Annotated in this window: 20 protein-coding genes; 4 read left to right on the top strand and 16 right to left on the bottom strand. The window is 64.2% G+C overall.

Going from position 1 to position 23,563, the window contains the following annotated elements:
• Positions 1–84: 84 nt before the first annotated feature.
• The 9 genes from mobA to tkt form a co-directional block, all read right to left on the bottom strand.
• Positions 85–669 carry a molybdenum cofactor guanylyltransferase MobA gene (mobA, locus tag DXT74_RS03550; RefSeq protein WP_194427339.1) on the bottom strand — a complete coding sequence of 195 codons (585 nt, stop codon included), beginning with the start codon at positions 667–669 and terminating at the stop codon, positions 85–87.
• Positions 666–1,124: a molybdopterin synthase catalytic subunit MoaE gene (gene moaE, locus DXT74_RS03545; protein ID WP_194427338.1), complete on the bottom strand. Its 459-nt coding sequence runs from the start codon at positions 1,122–1,124 to the stop codon at positions 666–668. The genes mobA and moaE overlap by 4 nt, the downstream gene beginning before the upstream one ends.
• Positions 1,125–1,126: 2 nt before the next feature.
• On the bottom strand, positions 1,127–1,378 hold the full coding sequence (gene moaD / locus DXT74_RS03540) for a molybdopterin converting factor subunit 1 (protein ID WP_019103633.1): 252 nt from the start codon (positions 1,376–1,378) through the stop codon (positions 1,127–1,129).
• A gap of 138 nt (positions 1,379–1,516) precedes the next feature.
• Positions 1,517–2,581, bottom strand: a complete 1,065-nt coding sequence (gene fba, locus DXT74_RS03535) for a class II fructose-bisphosphate aldolase (RefSeq protein WP_043640341.1) — start codon at positions 2,579–2,581, stop codon at positions 1,517–1,519.
• Between the two features lie 86 nt (positions 2,582–2,667).
• Positions 2,668–3,297, bottom strand: coding sequence for a LysE family translocator (locus DXT74_RS03530; RefSeq protein ID WP_043589187.1), 630 nt, complete (start codon positions 3,295–3,297; stop codon positions 2,668–2,670).
• 94 nt (positions 3,298–3,391) lie between these two features.
• The gene (locus tag DXT74_RS03525) at positions 3,392–4,567 is read right to left on the bottom strand and encodes a phosphoglycerate kinase (RefSeq protein WP_043640344.1); all 1,176 of its coding nucleotides are present in this window, start codon (positions 4,565–4,567) and stop codon (positions 3,392–3,394) included.
• Positions 4,554–5,669, bottom strand: a complete 1,116-nt coding sequence (locus tag DXT74_RS03520; RefSeq protein ID WP_194427337.1) for a zinc ribbon domain-containing protein — start codon at positions 5,667–5,669, stop codon at positions 4,554–4,556. The genes DXT74_RS03525 and DXT74_RS03520 overlap by 14 nt, the downstream gene beginning before the upstream one ends.
• 186 nt (positions 5,670–5,855) lie before the next feature.
• A complete protein-coding gene (gene gap / locus DXT74_RS03515; RefSeq protein WP_043640348.1) occupies positions 5,856–6,866 on the bottom strand; it encodes a type I glyceraldehyde-3-phosphate dehydrogenase in 1,011 nt (336 codons plus the stop codon).
• A 131-nt stretch (positions 6,867–6,997) separates the two neighbouring features.
• A complete protein-coding gene (gene tkt, locus DXT74_RS03510; RefSeq protein ID WP_194427336.1) occupies positions 6,998–8,983 on the bottom strand; it encodes a transketolase in 1,986 nt (661 codons plus the stop codon).
• Positions 8,984–9,422: 439 nt separating this feature from the next.
• Here tkt and DXT74_RS03505 point away from each other — a divergent pair, with 439 nt between their 5' ends.
• Positions 9,423–10,178, top strand: a complete 756-nt coding sequence (locus DXT74_RS03505; protein WP_052370748.1) for a BPSS1780 family membrane protein — start codon at positions 9,423–9,425, stop codon at positions 10,176–10,178.
• 526 nt (positions 10,179–10,704) lie between these two features.
• On the opposite strand, the gene hutH is transcribed toward DXT74_RS03505, so the two are convergent.
• The 6 genes from hutH to hutC form a co-directional block, all read right to left on the bottom strand.
• Complete coding sequence (hutH, locus tag DXT74_RS03500; RefSeq protein ID WP_043640353.1) at positions 10,705–12,234, bottom strand: histidine ammonia-lyase; 1,530 nt, start codon at positions 12,232–12,234, stop codon at positions 10,705–10,707.
• Positions 12,235–12,374: 140 nt separating this feature from the next.
• Positions 12,375–13,760, bottom strand: coding sequence for an amino acid permease (locus tag DXT74_RS03495; RefSeq protein WP_043640356.1), 1,386 nt, complete (start codon positions 13,758–13,760; stop codon positions 12,375–12,377).
• Between the two features lie 388 nt (positions 13,761–14,148).
• Positions 14,149–15,822 (bottom strand): urocanate hydratase, encoded by a 1,674-nt coding sequence (gene hutU, locus DXT74_RS03490; protein ID WP_019104161.1) that lies wholly within the window; start codon positions 15,820–15,822, stop codon positions 14,149–14,151.
• 75 nt (positions 15,823–15,897) lie between these two features.
• Positions 15,898–16,821: a formimidoylglutamase gene (gene hutG / locus DXT74_RS03485; RefSeq protein ID WP_114154891.1), complete on the bottom strand. Its 924-nt coding sequence runs from the start codon at positions 16,819–16,821 to the stop codon at positions 15,898–15,900.
• Positions 16,822–16,836: 15 nt separating this feature from the next.
• Complete coding sequence (gene hutI, locus DXT74_RS03480; protein ID WP_194427334.1) at positions 16,837–18,084, bottom strand: imidazolonepropionase; 1,248 nt, start codon at positions 18,082–18,084, stop codon at positions 16,837–16,839.
• Between the two features lie 241 nt (positions 18,085–18,325).
• Complete coding sequence (hutC, locus tag DXT74_RS03475; protein ID WP_019104164.1) at positions 18,326–19,042, bottom strand: histidine utilization repressor; 717 nt, start codon at positions 19,040–19,042, stop codon at positions 18,326–18,328.
• Positions 19,043–19,199: 157 nt separating this feature from the next.
• On the opposite strand from hutC, the gene DXT74_RS03470 reads away from it, so the two are divergent.
• From DXT74_RS03470 to DXT74_RS03460, 3 genes are all read left to right on the top strand, one after another.
• Positions 19,200–19,616, top strand: coding sequence for a DUF962 domain-containing protein (locus tag DXT74_RS03470; protein WP_043640366.1), 417 nt, complete (start codon positions 19,200–19,202; stop codon positions 19,614–19,616).
• A 35-nt stretch (positions 19,617–19,651) separates the two neighbouring features.
• Positions 19,652–20,521 (top strand): D-hexose-6-phosphate mutarotase, encoded by an 870-nt coding sequence (locus DXT74_RS03465; protein ID WP_194427333.1) that lies wholly within the window; start codon positions 19,652–19,654, stop codon positions 20,519–20,521.
• 68 nt (positions 20,522–20,589) lie between these two features.
• Positions 20,590–21,150 (top strand): hypothetical protein, encoded by a 561-nt coding sequence (locus tag DXT74_RS03460; protein WP_194427332.1) that lies wholly within the window; start codon positions 20,590–20,592, stop codon positions 21,148–21,150.
• Between the two features lie 191 nt (positions 21,151–21,341).
• On the opposite strand, the gene DXT74_RS03455 is transcribed toward DXT74_RS03460, so the two are convergent.
• Complete coding sequence (locus DXT74_RS03455) at positions 21,342–23,216, bottom strand: M3 family metallopeptidase (RefSeq protein ID WP_194427331.1); 1,875 nt, start codon at positions 23,214–23,216, stop codon at positions 21,342–21,344.
• Positions 23,217–23,563: the final 347 nt, after the last annotated feature.

Here is a 23,563-nt window from a genome sequence, read left to right as displayed (position 1 = left end):
GACGCTCCGATCGCGCGCACTATAGCAAAACAAAATGACAAAGAGTTAAAACTTTCGTGATGCGAAACAAATCGCCATGCGGCCTCAGTTTTCGCCCGGCTTGGCCTCAAGCGCCGCCAGCGCGTCCGCGGTGTTGAGATTGGGGAAGAGATGGTCGAACGCGACTTCGACATGGTCCAGTCCGCCCAGCCAGCCGCGGATGGAACGGCCTCCGCCGGCCAGATAGGCGGCCAGACCGGCGCGCAGACCAGGCCCCAGGGCCAGCAGGCTGGGATGCCAGCCTTCGCGGTCCCTCGCGCTGGCCGCTTGGCGGCCAGCCGCCACTTCCGCCAGCAAACGACGCGAGAAATCCGCCGGCAGCCGCACCGCGTCGCAAGGCATCACCAACCAGACCGCGCCGTCGTCGCGCTCCAAGGCCGCCAGCACTCCGGCCAACGGTCCCGGGTAGTCCGGCAGGCTATCCGGCAGCAGCGGACAGCCGAAACCTGCGTACGCGTCCAGATTGCGGTTGGCCGAGATCCATACCCGTTTCGCCAGCGGCGTCTGCGCGGCCAGCGCCGCCAAGGCGTGCGCCAGCAGAGGCTGCCCGGACAACATCGCCAGGCCCTTGTCGACGCCGCCCATGCGCGTGGCGCGGCCGCCGGCCAGAATCAGCGCCTGGTGGCTCATTGCCAGCGTTCCGCCGCTTGAGCGTCGCTGTTTTTGGCTTCCACCCAGCGCGCGCTGCCATCGGCCAGAATTTCCTTTTTCCAGAACGGCGCGTCCTGCTTCAGGTAGTCCATCAGGAATTCCGCGGCGGCGAAAGCGTCGCGGCGGTGGCTGCTGGCCACCACCACCAGCACGATGGGCTCGCCCAGACTCAGCCGCCCAACGCGGTGGATGACGGTGGCCGCCTGCAACGGCCAGCGCCGGCGCGCCTCCGCCACAATGGCTTCCAACGCTTTTTCGGTCATGCCCGGATAGTGTTCCAGTTCCAGCGCTGTCACATCGCGACTGTCGCCGTAATCCCGCACCAGCCCGCTGAAGCTCACCACCGCGCCGCAAGCCGGGTTGCCGGACAGCGCGTCGATTTCCGCGCCGGCGCTGAAACGCTGCGGCTGCACCCGCACCGTGAACGGCCCCATGCTCATCCCCCGGTCACCGGCGGAAACACCGCCACCTCGTCGCCGTCGCTCAAAGCGGAGTCCAAGCGCGCCATCTGCTGGTTCACCGCCACGCGGAACACCCGGTCAGCGGCCAGCTCCCGCGCCCAGACCTCGCCGCGCAGCCGCAACTCCACCAGCAGCTCCTCCACCGTGGCCGCGTCGCTGTCCAAGTGTTCGCTCTCCAGACCAAACTCGTCCCGCAAGCGGGCAAAATACAAAAGATTCAGTTTCATCGCCTGCCTCTGTGCGCATTAAGCGGATACCGCAGTGTAAGCAATCCGGGCCGGGCCTCCAATACGTCAAGGTGGCTAGACGCCCGCCCGCAAAAAAGCCCGCTCGCGGCGGGCTGGTCCGGGCAAAAAGGCAGATCCTTACTTGACGATCTGCGCCAGTTCGCCCTTCAGGTATTTATTGGCCATGGTGTCCAGGTTGATCGCCTTGATCTTGCTGGCCTGGCCGGCAGAGCCGAAGGCCTCGTAGCGGGCGATACAGATGTCGCGCATCGCATCGGTGGACACTTTCAGGTATTTGCGCGGATCGAACTCGGCCGGGTGCTGGGCCAGGAAGCGACGGATGGCGCCGGTGGAGGCCAGGCGCAGGTCGGTGTCAATGTTGACCTTGCGCACGCCGTGCTTGATGCCTTCCACAATCTCTTCCACCGGCACGCCGTAGGTTTCACCCAAATCGCCGCCAAACTCGTTGATGATCTGCAGCCATTCCTGCGGCACGCTGGAGGAACCGTGCATCACCAGGTGAGTGTTGGGGATGCGGGCGTGGATTTCCTTGATGCGGTCGATGCGCAGCACGTCGCCGGTGGGCTTCTTGCTGAACTTGTAAGCGCCGTGGCTGGTGCCGATGGCGATGGCCAATGCGTCCACGCCGGTATCCTTGACGAACTGGGCCGCTTCTTCCGGATCGGTCAGCAACTGGCTGTGATCCAGCACGCCCTCGGCGCCCACGCCGTCCTCTTCGCCGGCCATGCCGGTTTCCAGGCTGCCCAGGCAGCCGATCTCGCCCTCCACCGACACGCCGCAAGCGTGGGCGAAGTTGACCACGGTGCGGGTGACGTCGACGTTGTAGTCATAGTCGGCCGGGGTCTTGCCGTCGCTCTTCAGCGAACCGTCCATCATCACCGAGGAGAAACCAAGCTGGATCGAGCGTTGGCACACGTCCGGGCTGGTGCCGTGATCCTGATGCATCACGACCGGGATGTGCGGGAATTCTTCCACCGCGGCCAGGATCATGTGGCGCAGGAAGGGCGCGCCGGCGTATTTGCGCGCGCCGGCGGAGGCCTGCACGATCACCGGAGCGTTCACCTTGTCGGCGGCCTCCATGATGGCGCGCATCTGCTCCAGGTTGTTGACGTTGAAGGCCGGCAGGCCGTAGCCGAATTCCGCTGCGTGGTCCAGCAGCTGACGCATGGAAACGAGAGCCATGGTGTTCAATCTCCGCAAACTGCTCCGCCTGAGCGGAGCATGGTTGGCGCCCGGACCGCGCCGCGGCCCGAGGCGAATTCATCAATTCAGTGTCTGGACACGCTGGACAACAATACGCCGGCGCCGACAAAAGCGCCGCCGGATACCTTGTTGACCAGCTTGAGACGCCGCGCGCTATTCAACCAGCCGGCCAAACGCGCGCCGCCGCCGGCGTAAGCCAGCTGCCAGGACGCCTCGATCACGTAAAACGTCGCCGCCAGGATCGCCAGCTGCGGCCCCTGCGGCTGTTGCGCGTTCATAAACTGGGGGAACAACGCGGTAAAGAAAATAAAGGCCTTGGGATTGCTCATCGCCACCAGGAAGCCCGTGCGGAACATGCCCCAGGGCGTGTGCTTCCCGGTCGCCGCCTCGCGGATTTCCTCCACCGGCTGCGGCTGGCTGCGCCAAGTCTTGATTCCCAGATAGATCAGATAGGCGGCGCCTGCGTATTTTACCAAGGAAAACAGCAGTTCGGAGGTGGCCAGCACCGCGCCCAGGCCAGCGGCGGAGCCGAACATGATCAAACCTAGCGCCGTCATCAGACCAAAACACGTCATTAGCGTGCGCCGCACCCCGTAGTGGATGCCGTGGGTCATCGCCAGCAGCATATTGGGGCCGGGCGTGGCCGAGACGAAAAACACGGTGGTGACGAACAGCAACCAAGTATTGAGCGACATGAGTATCTCCGGCGGGTGGGCCATCAGCATGAAACGGCGAGGAATAAAACAGTGTAACGCAAGCCATTCATCCTGATAGCCTTTTTCCCTGGCCTCAGCTAGCGCGCTCGGCCAGGATAGCTACCGCCGGCAGCTCCTTGCCTTCCAGGAACTCCAGGAAAGCGCCGCCGCCGGTGGAGATATAGCTGATGTCGTCGGTGATGCCGTACTTGGCGATCGCCGCCAGCGTATCGCCGCCGCCGGCGATGGAGAAGGCCGGCGAGGCCGCGATGGCCTGAGCCAGGGTCTTGGTGCCGCCGCCGAACTGTTCGAACTCGAACACACCCACCGGGCCGTTCCATACCACGGTGCCGGCCTTGGCGATGATGGCGGCCAGTTCGCGCGCCGAATCCGGGCCGATGTCCAGAATCATGTCGTCGGCGCTCACCTCGGCCGCGCTCTTGGTCACGGCGGCGGCGGTTTCGGCGAACTCCTTGGCGCAGACCACGTCGGCCGGCAGCGGCACGTCGCCGCCGCGGGCGCGGATCTTGGCGATCACCTTTTTGGCTTCCTCCACCAGTTCGGCCTCGGCCAGCGATTTGCCGATGGCCTTGCCTTCGGCCAGCAAGAAGGTGTTGGCGATGCCGCCCCCCACGATCAGCTGGTCAACCTTGTCGGCCAGAGATTCCAGAATGGTCAGCTTGGTGGACACCTTGGAGCCGGCGACGATGGCCACCAGAGGCCGCGCCGGCGCTTGCAGCGCCTTGCCCAGCGCTTCCAGCTCAGCGGAGAGCAGCACGCCGGCGCAGGCGGCCGGCGCGAACTGGGCCACCGCGTGGGTGGAGGCTTCCGCGCGGTGAGCGGTGCCGAAGGCGTCGTTGACGAAAACGTCGCACAAGGCGGCGTAGGCGCGGCCCAGATCGGCGTTGTTCTTTTTCTCGCCCTTGTTCAGGCGCACGTTCTCCAGCATCGCCACTTCGCCCGGCGCCACGCTGAAGCCGGACTGCCAGTCCGCCACCAGGCGCACCGGCTTGCCCAAGAGGCCGGACAAGCGCTCCACCACCGGCGCCAGGCTGTCTTCCGGCTTGGGCTCGCCTTCAGTGGGGCGGCCCAAATGGGTCATCAGGATGACGCCAGCGCCGGCCTTCAGGCACAGCTCGATGGACGGCAGGCTGGCGCGGATGCGGGTATCGTCGCCGATGACGCCGTTTTTCACCGGCACGTTCATGTCCACGCGGATCAGCACGCGCTTGCCGGCCAGGGCCTGTTCGGAAAGTTTATTGAATTTCATCGTTCGCTCGCTCGGGTTTGGATTCGCTTGTCGATTGATTCATCGGCGCAGACTCCGGCTTGGCGCCGGGGCGGCCGCATTTTTTGCAGTACGGAAAAAAGGCGAAATTGCGCGCGCCGCAGCCGCAGCTGCGGAACAGCTGCAGGCCGCAATGCACGCAGTAGTCGGCGTCGTCGCCGGCAATATTGTATTGATGGTCGCAGGATGGGCAAGTTTTCTTCTGGTAGGCGCCCAAGGCCTGGGCGTAAGCCACATGGCGCGCGCGCTCGCTTTGGCTTTGCTGCAGCTCGGCGCGCTTCTTCTCCGCGTAGCGCTGGAAGGCCTGAATCATGCGCAGTCCTGCAAACACCGTCAGCGCAATGCCCACCGCCAGCCTCACGTAACCGCCAAAATTAGGCAGATAGGGCAACAGCTCGACAAAGAAGGCGAACAAGGCGAACAGCCCGAAGCCGTAAACGAAGAACCAGTAGCGATGAGTCCGGTAACGGCTGAACAGCCATACCGCCAGCAATAGCAGCGGCAGAATAACCGCCAGCCGCAGCAGGAACACTTTCAACTCAAAACGCTGGTAGGCCTGCTGATAACGATCCTGGGCGACGGCCTCGGCCTTGTCGATCTGGCTCTGCAGGGCCTGCCGGCTGTGCTCCAACGCACGCAGGCCGTCGCTCGCCCGGTCTTCCTTCTGCTGCCATTGCAGGATTTGCGCCTGAAGGGCGTCCAGTTCCCGAGTACGGCGGCTGACTTCGGCGCTTTGCCGCGGATCGGCGCTGGCGGCGCGGCTGGCCAGCCAATTGGCCAGGCCCTTGCGCTGGGTCTGGTAATTGCGCTCCAGCTGTTCTCGGGTGGCGCCGAGGTTTTCCAGCTGGAGGCGCTGGGCGTCGTTCTGACGCTGCAGCGCCTGCTGCCGTTGCCGCAACGGCGCAACGCCGGCTTGCTGTTGCAGCGCTTCCAGCTGCGGCGGGCCGCCGTCCGGCACGTAGAAAAGGTCGCGGATCACCAGCTCGCCCAGGTTGGACAAAAAGCCGGCGAACACCAAAGCCACCAGCCAGGAGGCCAGCCGGACCCATTTCTCAGGGCGGGACAATGCTTGGTTCTGTCGCATGCTGCTTTCCTGTGACGGCGAGTTCAGCGGAAGCGATATTCATGATCGCCAGGCAAGTGTATGCCAAAAAAACGGCCCTACCTTAACACCAATCAAATGCCGGTGGATGTAGCGCCGGCGCTAGCAGACGCAAAAAATCCGGGCCGGCGTGGCGCGCCGGCCCGGATTTTCCGAATCACATCGTCATCAGCAAGCGAACATCGCACGCGCGGTGCGCAGCATCTGGCAGCTGAAACCCCATTCATTGTCGTACCAGGCCAGCACTTTCACCATATTGCCGCCGGTGACTTTGGTCAGCGTGGAGTCAAAGGTGGAGGCTTCCTCGGTGTGGTTGAAGTCCCCGGACACCAGCGGCAAGGTGTTGTAGCCCAGAATGCCTTTCATCGCGCCGTTGGCGGCTTCCTTCAGGATGTCGTTGACTTCGTCCTTGGTGGTGTCGCGCGCGGCGCTGAAAGTCAGGTCCACCAGCGACACGTTGATGGTGGGCACGCGCACCGAGAAGCCGTCCAGCTTGCCTTTCAGCTCCGGCAGCACCAGGCCCACGGCCTTGGCCGCGCCGGTCTTGGTCGGGATCATATTGTCGGTGGCGGAACGGGCGCGGCGCAGGTCCTTGTGCTTGACGTCGGTCAGCACCTGGTCGTTGGTGAAGGCGTGGATGGTGGTCATCAGGCCCTTCTTGATGCCGATGGCCTGGTGCAGCGCCTTGGCCACCGGAGCCAGACAGTTGGTGGTGCAGCTGGCGTTGGACACCACGGTCATTTCCGGCTTCAACACATCGTGGTTGACGCCGTAAACGATGGTGGCGTCGACATCATCGCCGCCCGGCGCGGAGATCAGCACCTTCTTGGCGCCGGCGTCCAGGTGGGCCTGGCACTTGTCTTTGCTGGTGAAGGCGCCGGTGCACTCCAGCACCAGATCCACATCCAGTTCCTTCCACGGCAGTTCCGCCGGGTTGCGGGTGCTGAAGAACGGGATCTTGTCGCCGTTCAGGATCAGGTGCGCGTCGTCTTGCTCGACCTCGCCGGGGAAGCGGCCGTGCACGGTGTCGAACTTGGTCAGATGGGCATTGATGTTGAGATCGCCGGTGGCGTTGACGGCCACTACTTTGAAATCGTCGTGCAGCTGGTTTTCGTAGATGGCGCGCAGTACCTGGCGGCCGATGCGGCCGTAACCATTGATGGCGATGCGGATAGTCATGCTTCTAAATCTCCTGGGGGACGATCCGGAGCGCCCAGCTTCCCGGCCGGCGCTCCGCGTGTTGTGTAGTGCGTCCACTACATGAAACGGCGAACAAAAGGCCATTGCTTTCGCAATGGCCTGTCTTTACATCACAGCAGGGCTTTGGTCTTGGCCACTACATTGTCGACGGTGAAACCGAAGGCCTGGAACAACTGCGGGGCCGGAGCGGATTCGCCGAAGTGGTCAATGCCGACCACATCGCCTTCCAGACCCACGTATTTGCGCCAGAAGTCCGGATGACCGGCTTCGATCGCCAGTCGCGGCAAACCGGCCGGCAGCACGCTATCGCGCCAGGCCTTGTCTTGCCGATCGAACACATTGGTGCAGGGCATGGACACCACGCGCACGGGGATGCCTTCGGCCGCCAGCGCGTCCTGCGCTTTCAGCGCCAGTTCCACTTCGGAACCGGTGGCGATCAGCACCGCGCGGGCGCCGGCGGCGTCGCGCAGCACGTAGCCGCCCTTCTGGATGGCGGCCAATTGCGCCGCGTCGCGGGCGACGAAGGGCAGGTTCTGACGGCTCAGCACCATGCTGCTCGGCGTGGTCTTCTGCTCGACGGCGTGGGCCCAGGCCGCCGCGGTTTCGACGGTGTCGCACGGACGCCAAGTGTGATGGTTGGGGATGTAGCGCAGCGTGGCCACTTGTTCCACCGGCTGGTGGGTGGGGCCGTCTTCGCCAAGGCCGATGGAATCGTGCGTGAACACGAAGATCGGGTTGATCTTCATCAGCGAAGCCATGCGCAGGGCATTGCGGGCGTATTCGCTGAACATCAGGAAGGTGCCGCCGTACGGGCGCAGGCCGCCGTGCAGGGTCATGCCGTTCATGATGGCGGCCATGCCGAACTCGCGCACGCCGTAGCTGATGTAGTTGCCCTGGCCGTCGTGGTCTATCCACTTGGAGCCGGACCAGTTGGTCAGGTTGGAACCCGTCAGGTCGGCGGAGCCGCCGACGAATTCCGGCAACGCCGGAGACAGCGCTTCCAGCGCGATCTGGCTGGCCTTGCGGGTGGCCACGGTCTGCGCGGCGTCGGCGATCTTGGCCAAGGCGGCGGCCTTGGTCTCTTCCCAACCGGCCGGCAGCTCGCCCTGCATGCGGCGGCTGAATTCGGCGGCCAGTTCAGGATAAGCGGCGCGGTAGGCGTCGAAGCGCTTGTTCCATTCGATTTCCGCCAGCGCGCCCTTGTCGCGCGCGCTCCACTCGGCGTAGATCTCGGCCGGAATCTCGAACGGCGCGTGCGGCCAGTTCAAGCCTTCGCGCGCGGCGGCGATTTCGGCCGCGCCCAGCGGCGAGCCGTGGCAATCGTGGCTGCCCTGCTTGGTGGGCGCGCCGAAGCCGATGGTGGTCTTGCAGCAGATCAGCGTCGGACGCGCGCCTTCCTTCTTCGCGGTGGCGATGGCGGTAGCCACTTCCACCGGATCGTGGCCATTGACGTTCTTGATTACCTGCCAACCGTAGGCTTCGAAGCGAGCCGGCGTGTCGTCGGTGAACCAGCCTTCCACGTGGCCGTCGATGGAGATGCCGTTGTCGTCCCAGAAGGCGATCAGCTTGTTGAGGCCCCAAGTGCCGGCCAGCGAGCAGGCTTCGTGGCTGATGCCTTCCATCAGGCAGCCGTCGCCCAGGAAAGCGTACGTGTGGTGGTCTACGATCTGATGGCCGTCACGGTTGAACTGCGCCGCCAGCATTTTCTCGGCCAGCGCCATGCCCACCGCGTTGGTGATGCCCTGACCCAGCGGGCCAGTGGTGGTTTCAATGCCGGGAGCGTAGCCGTATTCGGGATGGCCGGGAGTTTTGGAGTGGAGCTGACGGAACTGCTTGAGGTCTTCGATGGAGAGGTCGTAACCGGAGAGGTGCAACAGGCTGTAGATCAACATGGAACCGTGACCGTTGGACAGCACAAAGCGGTCGCGGTCTGGCCAATTGGGGTTGGCCGGGTTGTGTTTCAGGTGATCGCGCCACAATACTTCCGCGATGTCTGCCATCCCCATCGGGGCGCCGGGGTGACCGGATTTGGCTTTTTCAACGGCATCCATGGACAGGAAACGGATGGCGTTGGCAAGCTCGGTACGGGTGACCATTTCGGGAAAACCTCAAGACTTGTGTGGAAACCGGGACGACGGCCGCGCCACCCGAACATGCCTCCGGCATGGACCAACCGTCGCAAAATCATGGAATTATCGCCGATTTTCACCATAGGCGGCAACCGCTGCGCCATGTGGAATACCGCGGCGGCATGAAGGGATGCGAAAAATAGCCGGATGCGGCCGTTTTGCAAGATAATGCCGATGTAGCCGCAAAATGCATTTTGAATCAAAAGCCTGCGAATAATTCCGCTTCCGATTCTATCAATGACAAATGGGCATAATGCGGATAAAAGGCGCAAGCGGGGAAACCCGCGTCGCAAATCGCGGTCAGTCTGGCTCTGTCTTTTTGCCGCGCAAACGACGCAATGACGCGAGCAGGCAGGCGCCGCCAAGCGCCGCCGGCTTGTTTGGCACAACCTTTTTGGAGATTTAGATGCAATCATTCGATGCCCTACCCGCTCCGCGCAAAGTCGCTTTCGGGCGCGGCTGGCGCTGGATCGTGGAGGCCTTCTACATTGTCCGCCAGCAGCCGCTGACCTGGATTTTGCTGGCGCTGGCCTATTTGGTGATCAATTTCATCGTCAGCATGATCCCCTTGCTGGGCGGCCCGCTGTCCTTCTTCCTGGCGCCGGTGTTCGCCGCCGGCTTCATCCTGGCGGCGAAGAAATGCGAGCAGGGATCGGAGCTGGAGTTGGGTGATTTGTTCGCCGGCTTCAAGACCGCGCTGCGCCCGCTGATCAATGTGGGCATGCTGTACCTGGCCATCCTGATCGTCATCGGCATCGCGCTGGGCCTGTTGATGGGCGCGATGGGGGTAAGCGTGGCCAAGAGCGACCCCAACGCGATCCCGGTGATCGCCGGTCCTATCGCGCTGGCCGCCTTCATCGGCGGCGTGGCCGTGTTCCTGGTCAGCCTGGCTTACTGGTTCGCGCCGGCGCTGGTGACGCTGAACCAGGCCGGCCCGTGGCAGGCGATCCGCGCCAGCCTGCAAGCCGGCCTCGCCAACTGGGGCGCGGTATTAGTGAGCGGCCTGATGCTGGCGGTACTGGCCTTCATCGCGATGATTCCGCTGGGCCTTGGCCTCTTGCTGTGGTTCCCGGTGCTGTACGTGACCGCATACACCGGCTGGAAGGATATTTTCGGCCAGTCGGCGGCGCCGGCGCGGCCGGACGAGCCGGTGGTGTTTTAAGAACCTGTTCAAAGTCTGCTGCGCGTCGTGAGACGTGGCACGGTGAGCACAGCTTCGAAATGTTCATGTACCACTTGACCATTCCGCTTCCTCAGCCGTTTTCGCCTTGTCTCGCCCTAGCTCGCGGGACTTTGAGCTGGCTCTAAACGCGGCTCGCCTCTTCAATCAAGCCCCGCTCAGCGGGGCTTTTTCATGCCCTCACGGCAGTATCGCGGCGATCCAGCCAAAGCCCAGCAAAGGCGGGTTGAAGTACAGGAAAGTCGGCAGCGCCGGGCTCGCCCCGACACGCATCAGGGTCTGATGGCTCATGATTATCGGCATCGCCGCCGGTTTGCCGGAAACAAGCGCGCCGGCCCAGGCAAAACCTGGAGCCGGCGTTTTACAAGCTCCGCTTTCCGTTTACGCGGTTGGCGGCTGAACCTGTTCAAGGTCTACTGCGCATCGGCGAGACGGCGTTGAAAACACTTCGCTTTCTCAGCTGTTTCCGCCTTGTCTCGTCCTTGCTCGCGAGACTGTGAACAAGTTATTACAGCGACGGCAGCAGGCCGGGCTCGACGAAGCGGTTGTAGGAACCGCTGGCCACCAGCGCGGCGGCTTTCTCGATGTCAGGCGCGAAGTAGCGGTCCTTGTCGTAGAAGCTCACTTGCTCGCGCAACTCCGCCTTGGCCGCTTCCAGCTTGGCCGAGGTCTTGTGCGGCGCGCGGAAGTCCACGCCCTGGCAAGCGGCCAGCAGTTCCACCGCCAGGATGCCGGCGGTGTTGCCGGCCATGTCGCGCAGACGGCGGCCGGCGAAAGTGGCCATGGACACGTGGTCCTCCTGGTTGGCCGAGGTAGGCAGGCTGTCCACCGAGGCAGGATGCGCCAGCGATTTGTTTTCCGAAGCCAAGGCCGCGCCGGTGACCTGGGCGATCATGAAGCCGGAGTTGACCCCGCCGTTGTTAACCAGGAAGGGCGGCAGCTTGGACAGATTGCTGTCGATCAGCAGCGCCATCCGGCGTTCGGACAGCGAGCCGATTTCGGCCAGCGCCAAGGCCAGGTTGTCGGCGGCGAAGGCCACCGGCTCGGCGTGGAAGTTGCCGCCGGACAGGATGTCGTTGTCCGCGGCGAACACCAGCGGGTTATCGGACACCGAGTTGGCTTCCACCGTCAGCACCGCGGCGGCTTGGCGAATCTGGGTCAGGCAGGCGCCCATCACTTGCGGCTGGCAGCGCAGTGAATACGGATCCTGCACCTTGCCGCAGTTCTCATGCGAACGCTCGATCTCGCTATGCTCCAGCAGGCTGCGGTAAATGCGGGCGGCGTCGATCTGGCCGGCGTGGCCGCGCACCGCGTGGATGCGCTCGTCGAACGGCGTGCGGCTGCCCAGCGCGGCTTCCACTGACAGCGCGCCGGCCACCGAGGCCGAGGCGTACAGGTCTTCCGCGGCGAACAGGCCTTCCAGCGCGAAGGCGGTGGATGCCTGAGTGCCGTTCAGCAAAGCCAGGCCTTCCTTGGGCGCCAGAGTAATCGGCTCCAGGCCGGCGGAACGCATTGCCACCGCGCCCGGCACGCGGGTGCCGTTGACGAAGGCTTCACCCTCGCCGATCAGCACCGCGCTCATATGCGACAGCGGCGCCAAATCGCCGGACGCGCCCACTGAGCCCTTCTGCGGAATCACCGGGTAGATGCGTTGGTTAAACAGGGTGATCAGCGCTTCGATCACCAACCGGCGGATGCCGGAAAAACCGCGCGCCAGCGAGTTGATCTTCAAAGCCATCACCAGCCGCACGGTGGATTCGTCCATCGGCGCGCCGATGCCGGCGGCGTGGGAGAGCACGATGGAGCGCTGCAGCAATTCCAGCTCTTCCGGCGCGATGCGGGTGTTGGCCAGCAAGCCGAAACCAGTGTTGATACCGTAAGCGGTGCGGCCTTCGGACAGCACCCGCGCCACGGTGGCGGCGGAGGCGTCGATGGCGGCGTGGCTGGACGGATCCAGTTGCAGTTGCAAACCGGTTTCACGTGAAACGCGACGCAGCTCGGCCAGGCTGAGCGTGCCGGGAACAATGTTCAATACCATCTTGAGATTCTCCTTCTAAAACGTTTGCAGCGCCGCTCGCCGCGGTGAGCGCTGTTTTGGTGTTATCGCGCTCTGCCGGCAAGCGGCTTGAATGTTCCGGCGAGCCCGCGCCCGCCGGATAAAAACCTTGCGCCTAGCCTTTATGCGGCGTCGCGCTGAGCCTGCGCCTCCACGCCGGGCGCCAGCACTCGGCTCCACAGGAAATGTCCAGCCACCACCAGCGCCACCCACACCATGCCCACCAACAGCGCGGAGCGGGTATCCTCGAAGTAACCAAGCACGCCGATCACGAACAGCATGAAGCCAATCGCCGCCAGCGGGGCGTACGGCCAGAACGGCACCGGGAATTTCAGTTCCGCGGCCTGCTCCTTGCTCATCTGGCGGCGCATCGCCACCTGAGACAACAAGATCATCAGCCACACCCACACCGTGGCGAAGGTGGCGATGGAGGCGATCAACAAGAACACATCCTTGGGCATCAGGTAGTTGAGCACCACGCCTGCCAGCAAGGCGGCGGCCATGACCAGCACCGTCATCCACGGCACGCCGTTGGCCGACAGCTTGGCGAAGCTCTGCGGCGCCTGGCCCTGACGCGCCATGCCGTACAGCATGCGGCCAGCGCCGAAAATGTCGCTGTTGATCGCCGAAATCGCCGCCGAGATCACCACCGCGTTGAGAATGTGCGCGGCGGCGGGAATGCCCAGGCTTTCGAAAATCTGCACGAAGGGGCTGCCCTGGCTGCCGATCTGCGGCCATGGGAATATGGACATCAGCACAGTCAGCGTCAGCACGTAGAACAACAGAATGCGAACCGGCACCGCATTGATCGCGCGCGGAATGGTGCGCTGCGGGTCCTGCGCCTCGCCGGCGGAAATGCCGATGATTTCGATGCCGCCAAAGGCGAACATCACCACCGCCAGCGAGGCGACCACCCCGCCCCAGCCATTGGGCATAAAGCCGCCGTGCGACCACAAATTGTGCAGACCGCTGGCCTCGGCGCTGCCAAAGCCGAACAGAATGATGGCCACGCCGCCGATGATCATCGCAACAATGGCCCCCACCTTGACGATGGACAGCCAGAACTCCATTTCGCCGAACACCTTGACGCTGCATAGGTTCAAGGCGCCAATGAAGAAGATGATGCTCAGCACCCAGATCCAACGGTCCACTTCCGGAAACCACAAACTCATATAGATGCCGAAGGCGGTCACATCGGCCAGGCAGACGATGATCATCTCGAAAGCGTAGGTCCAACCCGTGATCACCCCGGCCAAGGGGCCAAGGTAGCTAGTGGCGTAATGACCGAAGGAGCCCGCCACCGGGTTATGCACCGCCATCTCGCCCAGCGCGCGCATCACCATGTAGACAGCCGCGCCGCCGATCAAATAAGCCAGCAATACCGCCGGACCGGCCATCTGTATCGCCGCCGCCGAACCGTAGAACAAGCCGGTGCCGATGGCCGACCCCAGCGCCATGAAACGGATGTGACGGGCGGTCAGACCGCGCGTCAGTGTTTGTGTCTGCATCTCTCTCCTCCTGGGCATGGCTGCGCTTGCCGGCCGAACGCGGATGCGCCCGCTACGCCGCATTCCGCGGCCCGACATGTTTCGTTGCGCAACCCAGCGCCGGCAAACTGTAGAGCCAGCGTGGACGGATCACAAGACCAAGACGCGGAATCAGCGCCAGGTCATGACGAAACCATGTGGACTGCGGGCGCGAGCGCGCCGGCGCGTCTCTAACGAACGCGCAAGAACAACATGACCGTTTTTTTCCTTTGCAAGACGATTGCCTGCTCCGCCGCTTATTTGTACAAGCTTGTCGTGCGGAGCCACGGCAGCCGGGCCTTCCCGGCTGCCGTCAGCCGCCGCCTGCGTGAGCGCGGCGGCGGCATCCCTACCTTCAGAACATAAGTTCTCAGCGCTTCAGCATCGGCAGGTCCAATCCCTGCTCTCTCGCGCAGTTCTCGGCGATCTCATAGCCGGCGTCGGCGTGACGCATCACGCCGGTACCCGGGTCGTTGCGCAGCACGCGGCCCACCCGCTTGGCGGCGGCGTCGCTGCCGTCGCAGACGATGACCACGCCGGAGTGCTGGGAGAAGCCCATGCCCACGCCGCCGCCGTGATGCAGCGACACCCAGGTGGCGCCGCCGGCGGTGTTGAGCAAGGCGTTCAGCAAAGGCCAATCGGACACGGCGTCGGAACCGTCCTTCATGCTTTCGGTCTCGCGGTTGGGCGAGGCCACCGAACCGGAGTCAAGGTGGTCGCGGCCAATCACGATGGGCGCTTTGAGCTCGCCGTTCTTGACCATCTCGTTGAAGGCCAGGCCCAGACGGGCGCGGTCCTTCAGGCCCACCCAGCAAATACGCGCCGGCAAGCCCTGGAAGCTGATGCGCTCCTTGGCCATATCCAGCCAGTTATGCAGGTGCGGATCGTCCGGAATCAATTCCTTGACCTTCTGGTCGGTCTTGTAGATGTCTTCCGGATCGCCGGACAGCGCCACCCAGCGGAAGGGGCCGATGCCTTCGCAGAACAGCGGGCGCACATAGGCCGGCACGAAGCCGGGGAAGTCGAACGCATTGGCCACGCCTTCTTCCAGCGCCATCTGGCGGATGTTGTTGCCGTAGTCCAGCGTGGCGGCGCCGCGTTGTTGCAGAGTCAGCATCGCGCGCACTTGCACCGCCATCGACTGCTTGGCGGCGGCGGTGATTTCGGCGGCGGACGTTTTCTGCTTGGCGCGCCATTGCTCCACCGTCCAACCCTGCGGCAGATAGCCGTGCACCGGGTCGTGGGCCGAGGTCTGGTCGGTGACCACGTCCGGAGTGATGCCGCGTTCAACCAGCTCCGTGAACACGTCGGCGGCGTTGCCCAACAGGCCCACAGACACCGCCTTGCCACTGTGCTTGGCCTCGTCAAGGATGGCCAGCGCCTCGTCCAGGGTCTTGGCCTTGCGGTCCACATAACGGGTTTTCAGACGGAAATCGATGCGGGTCTCGTCGCATTCGACGGCGATCATGCTGAAGCCGGCCATGGTGGCGGCCAGCGGCTGGGCGCCGCCCATGCCGCCCAGGCCGCCGGTCAGAATCCAGCGGCCTTGCGGCTTGCCGTCGAAGTGCTGGTTAGCCACGGAGAAGAAGGTTTCGTAGGTCCCCTGCACAATGCCTTGCGAACCGATGTAGATCCACGAGCCGGCGGTCATCTGGCCGTACATCATCAGGCCCTTCTTATCCAGCTCGTTGAAGTGCTCCCAATTGGCCCAGTGCGGCACCAGATTGGAGTTGGCGATCAAAACGCGCGGCGCGTCGGCGTGGGTCTTGAACACGCCCACCGGCTTGCCGGATTGCACCAGCAGGGTTTCGTCGTCCTCCAGACGCTTGAGCACGTCCAGGATGGTGTCGTAGCACTTCCAGTCGCGGGCGGCGCGGCCAATGCCGCCGTACACCACCAGGCTTTGCGGGTGCTCGGCCACTTCCGCGTCCAGATTGTTCTGGATCATGCGGTAGGCGGCTTCGGTCAGCCAGCTCTTGCAAGTCAATTCGGCTCCGCGCGGCGCGCGGATGTGGCGGGTCGGATCAAAACGCGGGTCGGACATCGGTATTCTCCTTTGTAAGCCCGCCGCCGGTTGTGACCCGGCGGGCGGGGAATGACGCTATCGCTACTATCGGGTTCAGGCTTGTTTCAGATGCCGGCCTATGCTCCATGCCAACCGGGCGGCGGTCTTGGCGCCGTGGCTGTCGATGTCGAAGGCCGGGTTCAATTCCACCAGGTCGGCGGCCGCCAATTTGCCGCTTTCGGCCAGGCGCCGGACCAGGGCCTCAACCACTGGCAGCGCCACCCCCATGGCGGCGGGAGCGGAAACCGCCGGCATCACGCTGGCGGGCAATACATCCAGATCTATGGTCAGGTAGACGATGTCCACCTGATCGACGAAGGCCATCATCGCGCCGCGCACCGTGGACAAGGTATCCAGCGTCATGTCGCTGTCCAAGGTCCATTGCACGCCCAGCGCGCGGGCCCGGGCGAACAGTGCTTGGGTGTTGGACGGCTCTGCCACGCCCAGGCACAGATAGTGGAAAGGCCGGCCGGCTTGCGCGCAGTCGGCGGCGATTTGGGCGAACGGCGTGCCGGAAGTGGCTTCGGCCGCTTCGCGGAGGTCAAAATGGGCATCGAAATTGACAATGCCGATCACCTTGCCCGGATGCGCCGCCGCCAAGCCGCGCCAAGTGCCGTAGGCGGTTTCGTGACCGCCGCCCAGCACCAGCGGGAAATGACCGTCGACGCGCAGCCGCCGCACTTGTTCGCCCAGCCGCGCCTGCGCGGCGTCCAGGTCGCCGTCGGCGCAGGCCACGTCGCCGGCGTCGCACAAAGGCAGCGCCTGGTGCCAGGCCAGATTGGCCAGCGCTTTGCGGATCGCCGTCGGCCCGGCGGCCGCGCCGACGCGACCCTGGTTGCGGCGCACGCCCTCGTCGCAGGCAAAGCCGACGATGCCGACGCCCGGCTCCAGCCCGGCAGCGTAGGGCTGCGCCACTTGATGCCAGCGCCGCGCCAGATCGCCCTCGCCGGCGTCGATCCGGCCGCTCCAAACAGTCATGTCCACGCTCATGCTTCAACAGCCTTTCATATGCTGCGCCACGCCGCGGAACACGCGCTGACGCAAAGGATTGTCGCCCAGGCCGTAAACGATCTCGGCCGGCGAATCGATGTCCCACACCAACAAGTCGGCTACATGGCCGGCGGCCAGCCGGCCGTGGCTGCCGCCGCGGCCCAGCGCCTGCGCCGCGTGACGGGTAACGCCGGCCAGCGCCTCTTCCGGCGTCAGGCCGAATAGGACGCAGGCCTGGTTCATCGCCAGCCGGATGGAGGCGAACGGGCTGGTGCCGGGATTGAGGTCGGTGGACACCGCCATCGGCACGCCGGCGGCGCGCAGCAGTTCCACCGGCGGTTTCCGGGTCTCGCGCAGGAAATAGAAGGCGCCCGGCAGCAGCACCGCCACGGTGCCGGCGGCCTTCAACGCGACCACGCCGGCGGCGTCCAGGTATTCAACGTGATCGGCGGACCAGCCGCCGAACTCGGCCACCAGTTCGGCGCCGTGCAGATTGGACAGCTGCTCGACATGACCTTTGATCTTGAGGCCGTGGGCGCGCGCCGCCTCGAACACGCGGCGGGTCTGCGCCGGGCTGAATCCCACGCTTTCGCAGAAAGCGTCCACCGCCTCGGCCAAGCCGGCGCCGGCTGCGGCAGGCAGGATGGCGTCGACGATGTGGTCGATGTAGGCGTCGGCGCGGCCGGCGAACTCCGGCGGCAAGGCGTGGGCGGCCAGCAGGGTGGCGGACACCTCCACCGGCAGTTCGTCCCGCAAACGCCGCGCCGCACGCAACTGCTTGAGTTCGTCTTCCAGGCTCAAGCCGTAGCCGGACTTGATTTCCACCGTGGTCACGCCCTCGGCCATCAGCGCGCGCAGCCGCGGCTTAGCGGCGGCGGCCAGGCCGGCTTCGTCCAGCGCCCGAGTGGCGCGCACGGTGGAGACAATGCCGCCGCCCTCGGCGGCGATCTGTTGGTAAGGCACGCCGTTGAGGCGCTTTTCCCATTCGGCGGCGCGGTTGCCGCCGTAAACCAAGTGGGTGTGACAATCGATGAAGCCTGGGGTGATCCAAGCGCCCTTGGCGTCGATCACCGCGCCGTCGAAGCCCGCGGGGTCAATGTCGGCGGCCGCCGGCAACGCGACGATGCGGCCGGCTTCCAGCAAAAGCGCATGGCCTTCCAACGCGCCGTAAGGCGCCGGGAGGCTGGGGTCCATCGTCGCCAGCCTGGCGTTGATCCACAGGCTGCGGCGATCCGTTTCGGCTTGACTCATGGTGGGCTCGCTGCGGGTTATTTGTATATACAATTAATCCTATCCAAACCCCCTGTCAAGTTTGGAGCCGTGATTTTTGTAAATAGCCAAATTGGCAGATTTTGCTTATAGGACAATCATTTGATGCTGCATGGCAACAAAAAAAGCCGCCCAAAGGCGGCTTGTACGAACGCGAAAACTCAACGCTTATTTGTATATACATTGCAACACGGCGCGCCAGCAGGCGCTACGGCGCGAGCGCTTAGCGCTTGACCCGGGTTTGCGAACGCAGCTTGTAGCGCGAGCCCGGATGGGTCAGCCGCGCAAAGCTGACCAGCTTCTTGTGCGACCAGGTGCGGCGTAAAACCAACAGGCAGGGTTCGCGCGCCGTCATGTCCAGCATTGCCTGCTCCGCCGCGCTGGGCAGCACCGCTTCCACGCTGTGCTCGATATCGGTCAGCGGACAATTTTTCATCAGGTAGTCGTTGGGCGTGCGGCTGCTGAAATCCTGTTCCAGGTAATCCGGCGCGAAGGCCGGGTTGACGTAGCGGTCTTCCAACTGGATGGCGACGTCGTCCTCACGGTGCACGATCAAGGAGCGGAATACCGTGCTGCCTTCCTTCACCCCCAGGCGCAAAGCCACGTCCTCGGTGGCGAGCACGGCCTTGAGTTCGTAAACGTCGGCGCTGTGGCGGTGGCCGCGCGCCTCGATTTCCTCGGAGATATTGTTGATGTCCAGCAAAGGCGATTCGGCTTTGCGCTCGGCCACATAAGTGCCGTCGCCGGCGAAACGCAGCAGAATGCCGGCTTCGGCCAGATCGCGCACCGCCTTGTTGACGGTCATGCGCGACACTTGGAACTGGCGCGCCAACTCCAGCTCGGGCGGAATCTTGCCGCCGGGCAGAAACTGGCGGGAACGGATGCCTTCAAGGATGTATTCCTTGATGCGCAGATAACGCGGTTGTGCTGTGGATGACACCTTGGGAACCCAGAAGATTGAACGGTTGGCAAAAGGATTGTAGCCCAAGGCGGCTCGCAAGCCCCTGATCCAGCGCAGACAAAACCGGCCGCGAGCATTGCCGCCGTCCCGCGTCTGCGCCAAGATGGAAGTCCGTCGCCCGTTAGCGAGGCCTGACATGACGCTTGAGCAATGGTTGCAAGAGTATGATCTCAGTCACCGCCATCCCGTCAATATCCGCATCCACAAAATCTGCGTGCCCGCCATCGTGTTCGCACTGTTGGGTTTGCTCTCCAGCGTCCCGGCGCCGCTGAATCCGGCCTGGCTGGCGGTGGCCGCCGGCCTGGCCTTCTATTGGCGGCTGGGCCGAACCCCTGCGCTGGCCATGGCGGCGATGTGCCTGCCCATGCTGCTGGCGCTGGAGGCCGCGGCGCGCGCGGGCCTGCCGCTGGCCCTCCTCTCTCTGGCGCTGTTCGTCGTCGCCTGGATCGGCCAGTTCGTCGGCCACGCGATCGAAGGCAAGAAGCCCTCCTTCCTTCGCGACCTGCAATTCCTGCTGATAGGCCCGTTGTGGACGCTGCGCCGCTGGCTATAGCGCGCTATCATCGGTTTTTTTGCCCGGAAACCCGTATGTCCGTCGTCCTGCCTCCCGCCGCCTCGCTGTCCAACCGCGCGCCCGGCGTCGATATTCTCGTGATTGCCACAGCGGATTTCCACGCGGAAATATCCTTGCTGGGCGGCCAACTGCTCAGCTTCCGCGCCGCCGGCGAGCAGCCCTTGCTGTATTTGTCGCCGCAGGCGCGCTACCAGCCGGGCAAGGCCATACGCGGCGGCGTGCCGCTGTGCTGGCCCTGGTTCGGCCCGCATCCGGACGACCCGACGCAGCCGGCCCACGGCGTGGCGCGCACGCAAGCCTGGCGTCTGGACGAGGTGCGGGAAGACGCCGGCGCGTTCCACGTGAAACTCTCCGGCCCCGAACACGACGGCCTGACGGCGGAAATAGAATACCGGCTGAGCACGGCGGTGGAGGCGGCGCTAAGCACCTGCAACCACGGGGATCGTCCCCTGCGGCTGAGCGCCGCGCTGCACAGCTATCTGGCGGTGGGCGACGCGCGTCAGGCCACATTGTCCGGCCTGGACGGCGCACGCTGTCACGACAAGGTGGCAGGCCGCGAAAGCCGCTGGCCAGACGGTGAATTCCGCTTTCACGGCGAAGTGGACAGCATTGTTTACAGCGAGCGGCCCGCCTTGCTCCGCGACCCGGTCTGGCAGCGTTGCATTCGCGTCACAGCGGAAGGCGCCGGCAGCGTGGTGGTATGGAACCCGGCAGCGGAGAAGACGGCCTTGCTGGGCGACTTGCCGACAACCGCCTGGCTTGATTTCGTCTGCGTGGAAACCGCCAACGCCGGCGACGATGCCCGAGAGCTGGCTCCCGGAGCCAGCCATCGCATGGCGTGCCGTTTGACGCTGGAGCCCTTCCATGCCGAGGCCGGGGTATAATGAGGGCCGAAACCGCCGCGGCCGCCTAGCCCGGCGGACCGCGTTTTTCAGTTCCGGAACCCCTAGCGATGGCCAGACCCGACAAGATTTCCCGTTTCCTGCCGATTTCCTTTGCCAACGGCAACAGCGTGCGCCGTTTCGGTAAACACTGCCCCAACTGCCGTGCGATGGTGAGCTCGGAGCATATGGAAGGTATCGCCAGCAAGCAGCAGGACAAGATCTTCCTCGCGGCCCAGGCGCGCTGCCCGTCCTGCGGCGCCGGCTTTCCGGTGCGTTGCGTGATTACCGACGACAAACGCGTTCACCGCGTGCTTCTCCCGCACTGGGCCTTCCGCATGTGGCTGCAAATGGCCACCCGCAACGATCCTCAACCGCCCGGCGACGACAACTGGGCGCTGGAAGACGCCCCGGCGGAAACCCCGCAGCAAGGCTTCGTGCTGCCCGACAACGCCTTCGTCACCCGTTCAGAGGAAGTGCTGGGCCGTTTCCAGGGCGAGCCGATCAACGCCTGGATCGAATATCAGGGCCAGCGCTTCGTGTTCGAGCGCGCCGCGCCGCCCAGCGGCGACGCCCGGCTGGACGCCAGCGAACTACTGTTTGAGGGCCGGCTGATTTACCGCCAGGCTTGAGCGAAGACAAAGACAACGGCAGCCCGCGGGCTGCCGTTTTTGCGTTCTTATAGAGCCTGTTTACGATCTCGCCAGCTAAGGCGAGACAAGGCGAAAACTAGCGAAAAGCGGAATGCACATACTGTACATGAGCATTTCGAAGCGGGTTTCAACGCCGTATCGCCGCAGCGCAGCAGATTATGAACAGGCTCTTAGTGCGCCGCGGCCGGATAACGCTCCCCCACCCACGCCTCGAAACGACGGCACATTTCCGCCTCCCCCGCGGTGTTGTCGGCGATCAGCTCGGCGCCGTGCACCAGCCGTATCGTCGCGTCCAGCCGCTCCGGGTAATCCCGCGCGTAGTTCCGTTCCGCGGCGGCGGCGATCAGCCGCTCCGCTTCGCGCCAGGCCTCGTCCACGCTGAGGTCGCAGGCCTCCGCCAGGTATCGAGCGTTGAAATGCTCGCCAGTCAGGCTCAGCAAAGTGGCGTCGTGATCCAGGCTGTTGCCCGGGGCCCAGTAATGTTCGGCCAGCAGCGGGCCGATCGCCGGGTTGTCGGTCAGGTAGCCGTATTCGCGCAGGAAGTAGGCTCGGGTCTGATACACCGCCATATGCGCCAGCAAATAGCCGTGATAAGACGCCGCCGACTCCTGGTTCAACAAATGCGGAATCGCCAACAGTGGCCGCGGGCCGCATTCGACGCCCAGGATCTCGCGCTCGCAGCGGCGCGCCAGCGCCAACACCGTCTCCGGCGTCAGTTCCGCTTCCGGCAGCCGGTACAGCTCACGCTCGAAGTAAGCGACCACGGCGATGGACCGCTCGGAGAAAGCGAAGAAAGGCTGGGTCGCCTCGATGCGCGCGCGGATCAGCGCGTCCGGCATCGCCTCGCCCGCGGCGTTGCGGGCGTAGCGCTTCAGCCAATCGGCGTCGTTCAGCAGGCTGTCGCAGAACATGCTCTGAGTTTCGGCGTAAGCCATCGAGGTGGGCGCGAACTCCTGTGAGAAGCACGGCGCGTTCTGGATCACATTGGCGAAGTGAGCGGCATGGCCGCCTTCGTGGAACAAGGTATTGATCGCCCGCGCGCCGCTGCCCACCTGATCCGGCGTGGCGTCGGCGGTGAAATTGATCCGGCCCGGCACCCAGCGGCCGTCGTCGTAGAAGCTCGGCACCGGCCCGTGGCAGAAACCGTTCTGATACTTGCCTTTGCGCTCCACCAAGTCCAGCTGCATGGTGGCCTGCCGATACTGCACGCCCAGCCGGCGAAAACTCAGCACCCAGCGTTCCACCGCCTTGGAGAACGGCAGATAGGGATCCATCTGCCGAGTCACGTCGCCGCTCATGTGAAAGCGCAGATTGTACGGCAGCAGCGCGTCCGCGCCTTTGTCGTCGGCCAAGCGCCGCAGCGCCCGCTGATTCGCGTCGCGGGTGCGCGCTTCGAAATCGTCGAGCACGGCGAACAGCTCATCCGACGTCATCTGCTCGTTCTTGCGCACCTTGTACTCAAAATAATCGGCGCTGCCCAGGCTGCGCGCCAGCGCATTGCGCTGTTTGACGATGTCGAGAAAGCCGTTGTCCAGCACCCAGCGCTCCAGGTCGAGCAAGGCGTCGTGCGAGCTTTTACGCGCGGCGAGATCCGGGTTGGTGGCCATATTGATGGCCAGCATGGTGAGCGTCGCCTCTTCGCGCTCGCCACGCTCGTTGATGTGGCTGAGCGCAAGGTCGCGGCGCTTGGCGAACAACCCGGCCTCCATCTCGATCAGCCGGCGCATCTGTTCCTGCGCCGCCGCGCTGTCGATGATGTTGCTTTCAAACAGCGCCAGCCAGCCCTGATAGCCGTGCAGCAAGGCGTCGCGCTCCGCGCCGGCCGGCTGCGCCTGCAAACGATCCAAGGCCGCGCGCACCGCCGCCAGCCGCTCCGGGCTGGAGATAAAGGCCTTGTAGTCGGCTTCGGCGCGGGCGAAACCGTCGTGGTCGTCGGACACCGCCATATAGGTGTCCCAGAACAGGTCTTCCTTGGTTTTGTGCACCGCCAGGTAATCGCGGTTGAGCTGATCGAACTCCGCGCGCAGTTCGGCAATCGCTGTCATCTTGCTACTCTCCTTTGCGCTGTCCATCAGCCGCTTGCGGCAGGCCGGGACAGTCTGTTTATGAAATTTGCATTGAGTGTGCGCGAGCGTTCCACATGGGTCAAGCGCAGGCCGCGCCCATCGTTAAGGGCCTGTTCACGATCTGCTGCGCGTTGTGGAGTTTTACATGGCGAGTACCCCTTCGAAATGCTCATGTACCAAGCGCACACTCCGCCTTCTCAACGGTTTTCACCTTGTCTCGCCCTTGCTCGCGAGACTTTGAACAGGCTCTAAAAGCCGCTAACAAAACTCAGTTTTATGGCTGAGGCCAGGCGCGCCGACTCAGACAGTACAATGAGTGCGACAAG

It is taken from the genome of Chromobacterium sp. Rain0013, assembly GCF_015291765.1.
In the GTDB taxonomy this organism is placed as follows: Bacteria; Pseudomonadota; Gammaproteobacteria; order Burkholderiales; family Chromobacteriaceae; genus Chromobacterium; species Chromobacterium haemolyticum.
This window is presented reverse-complemented; position numbering and strand designations above follow the sequence as displayed.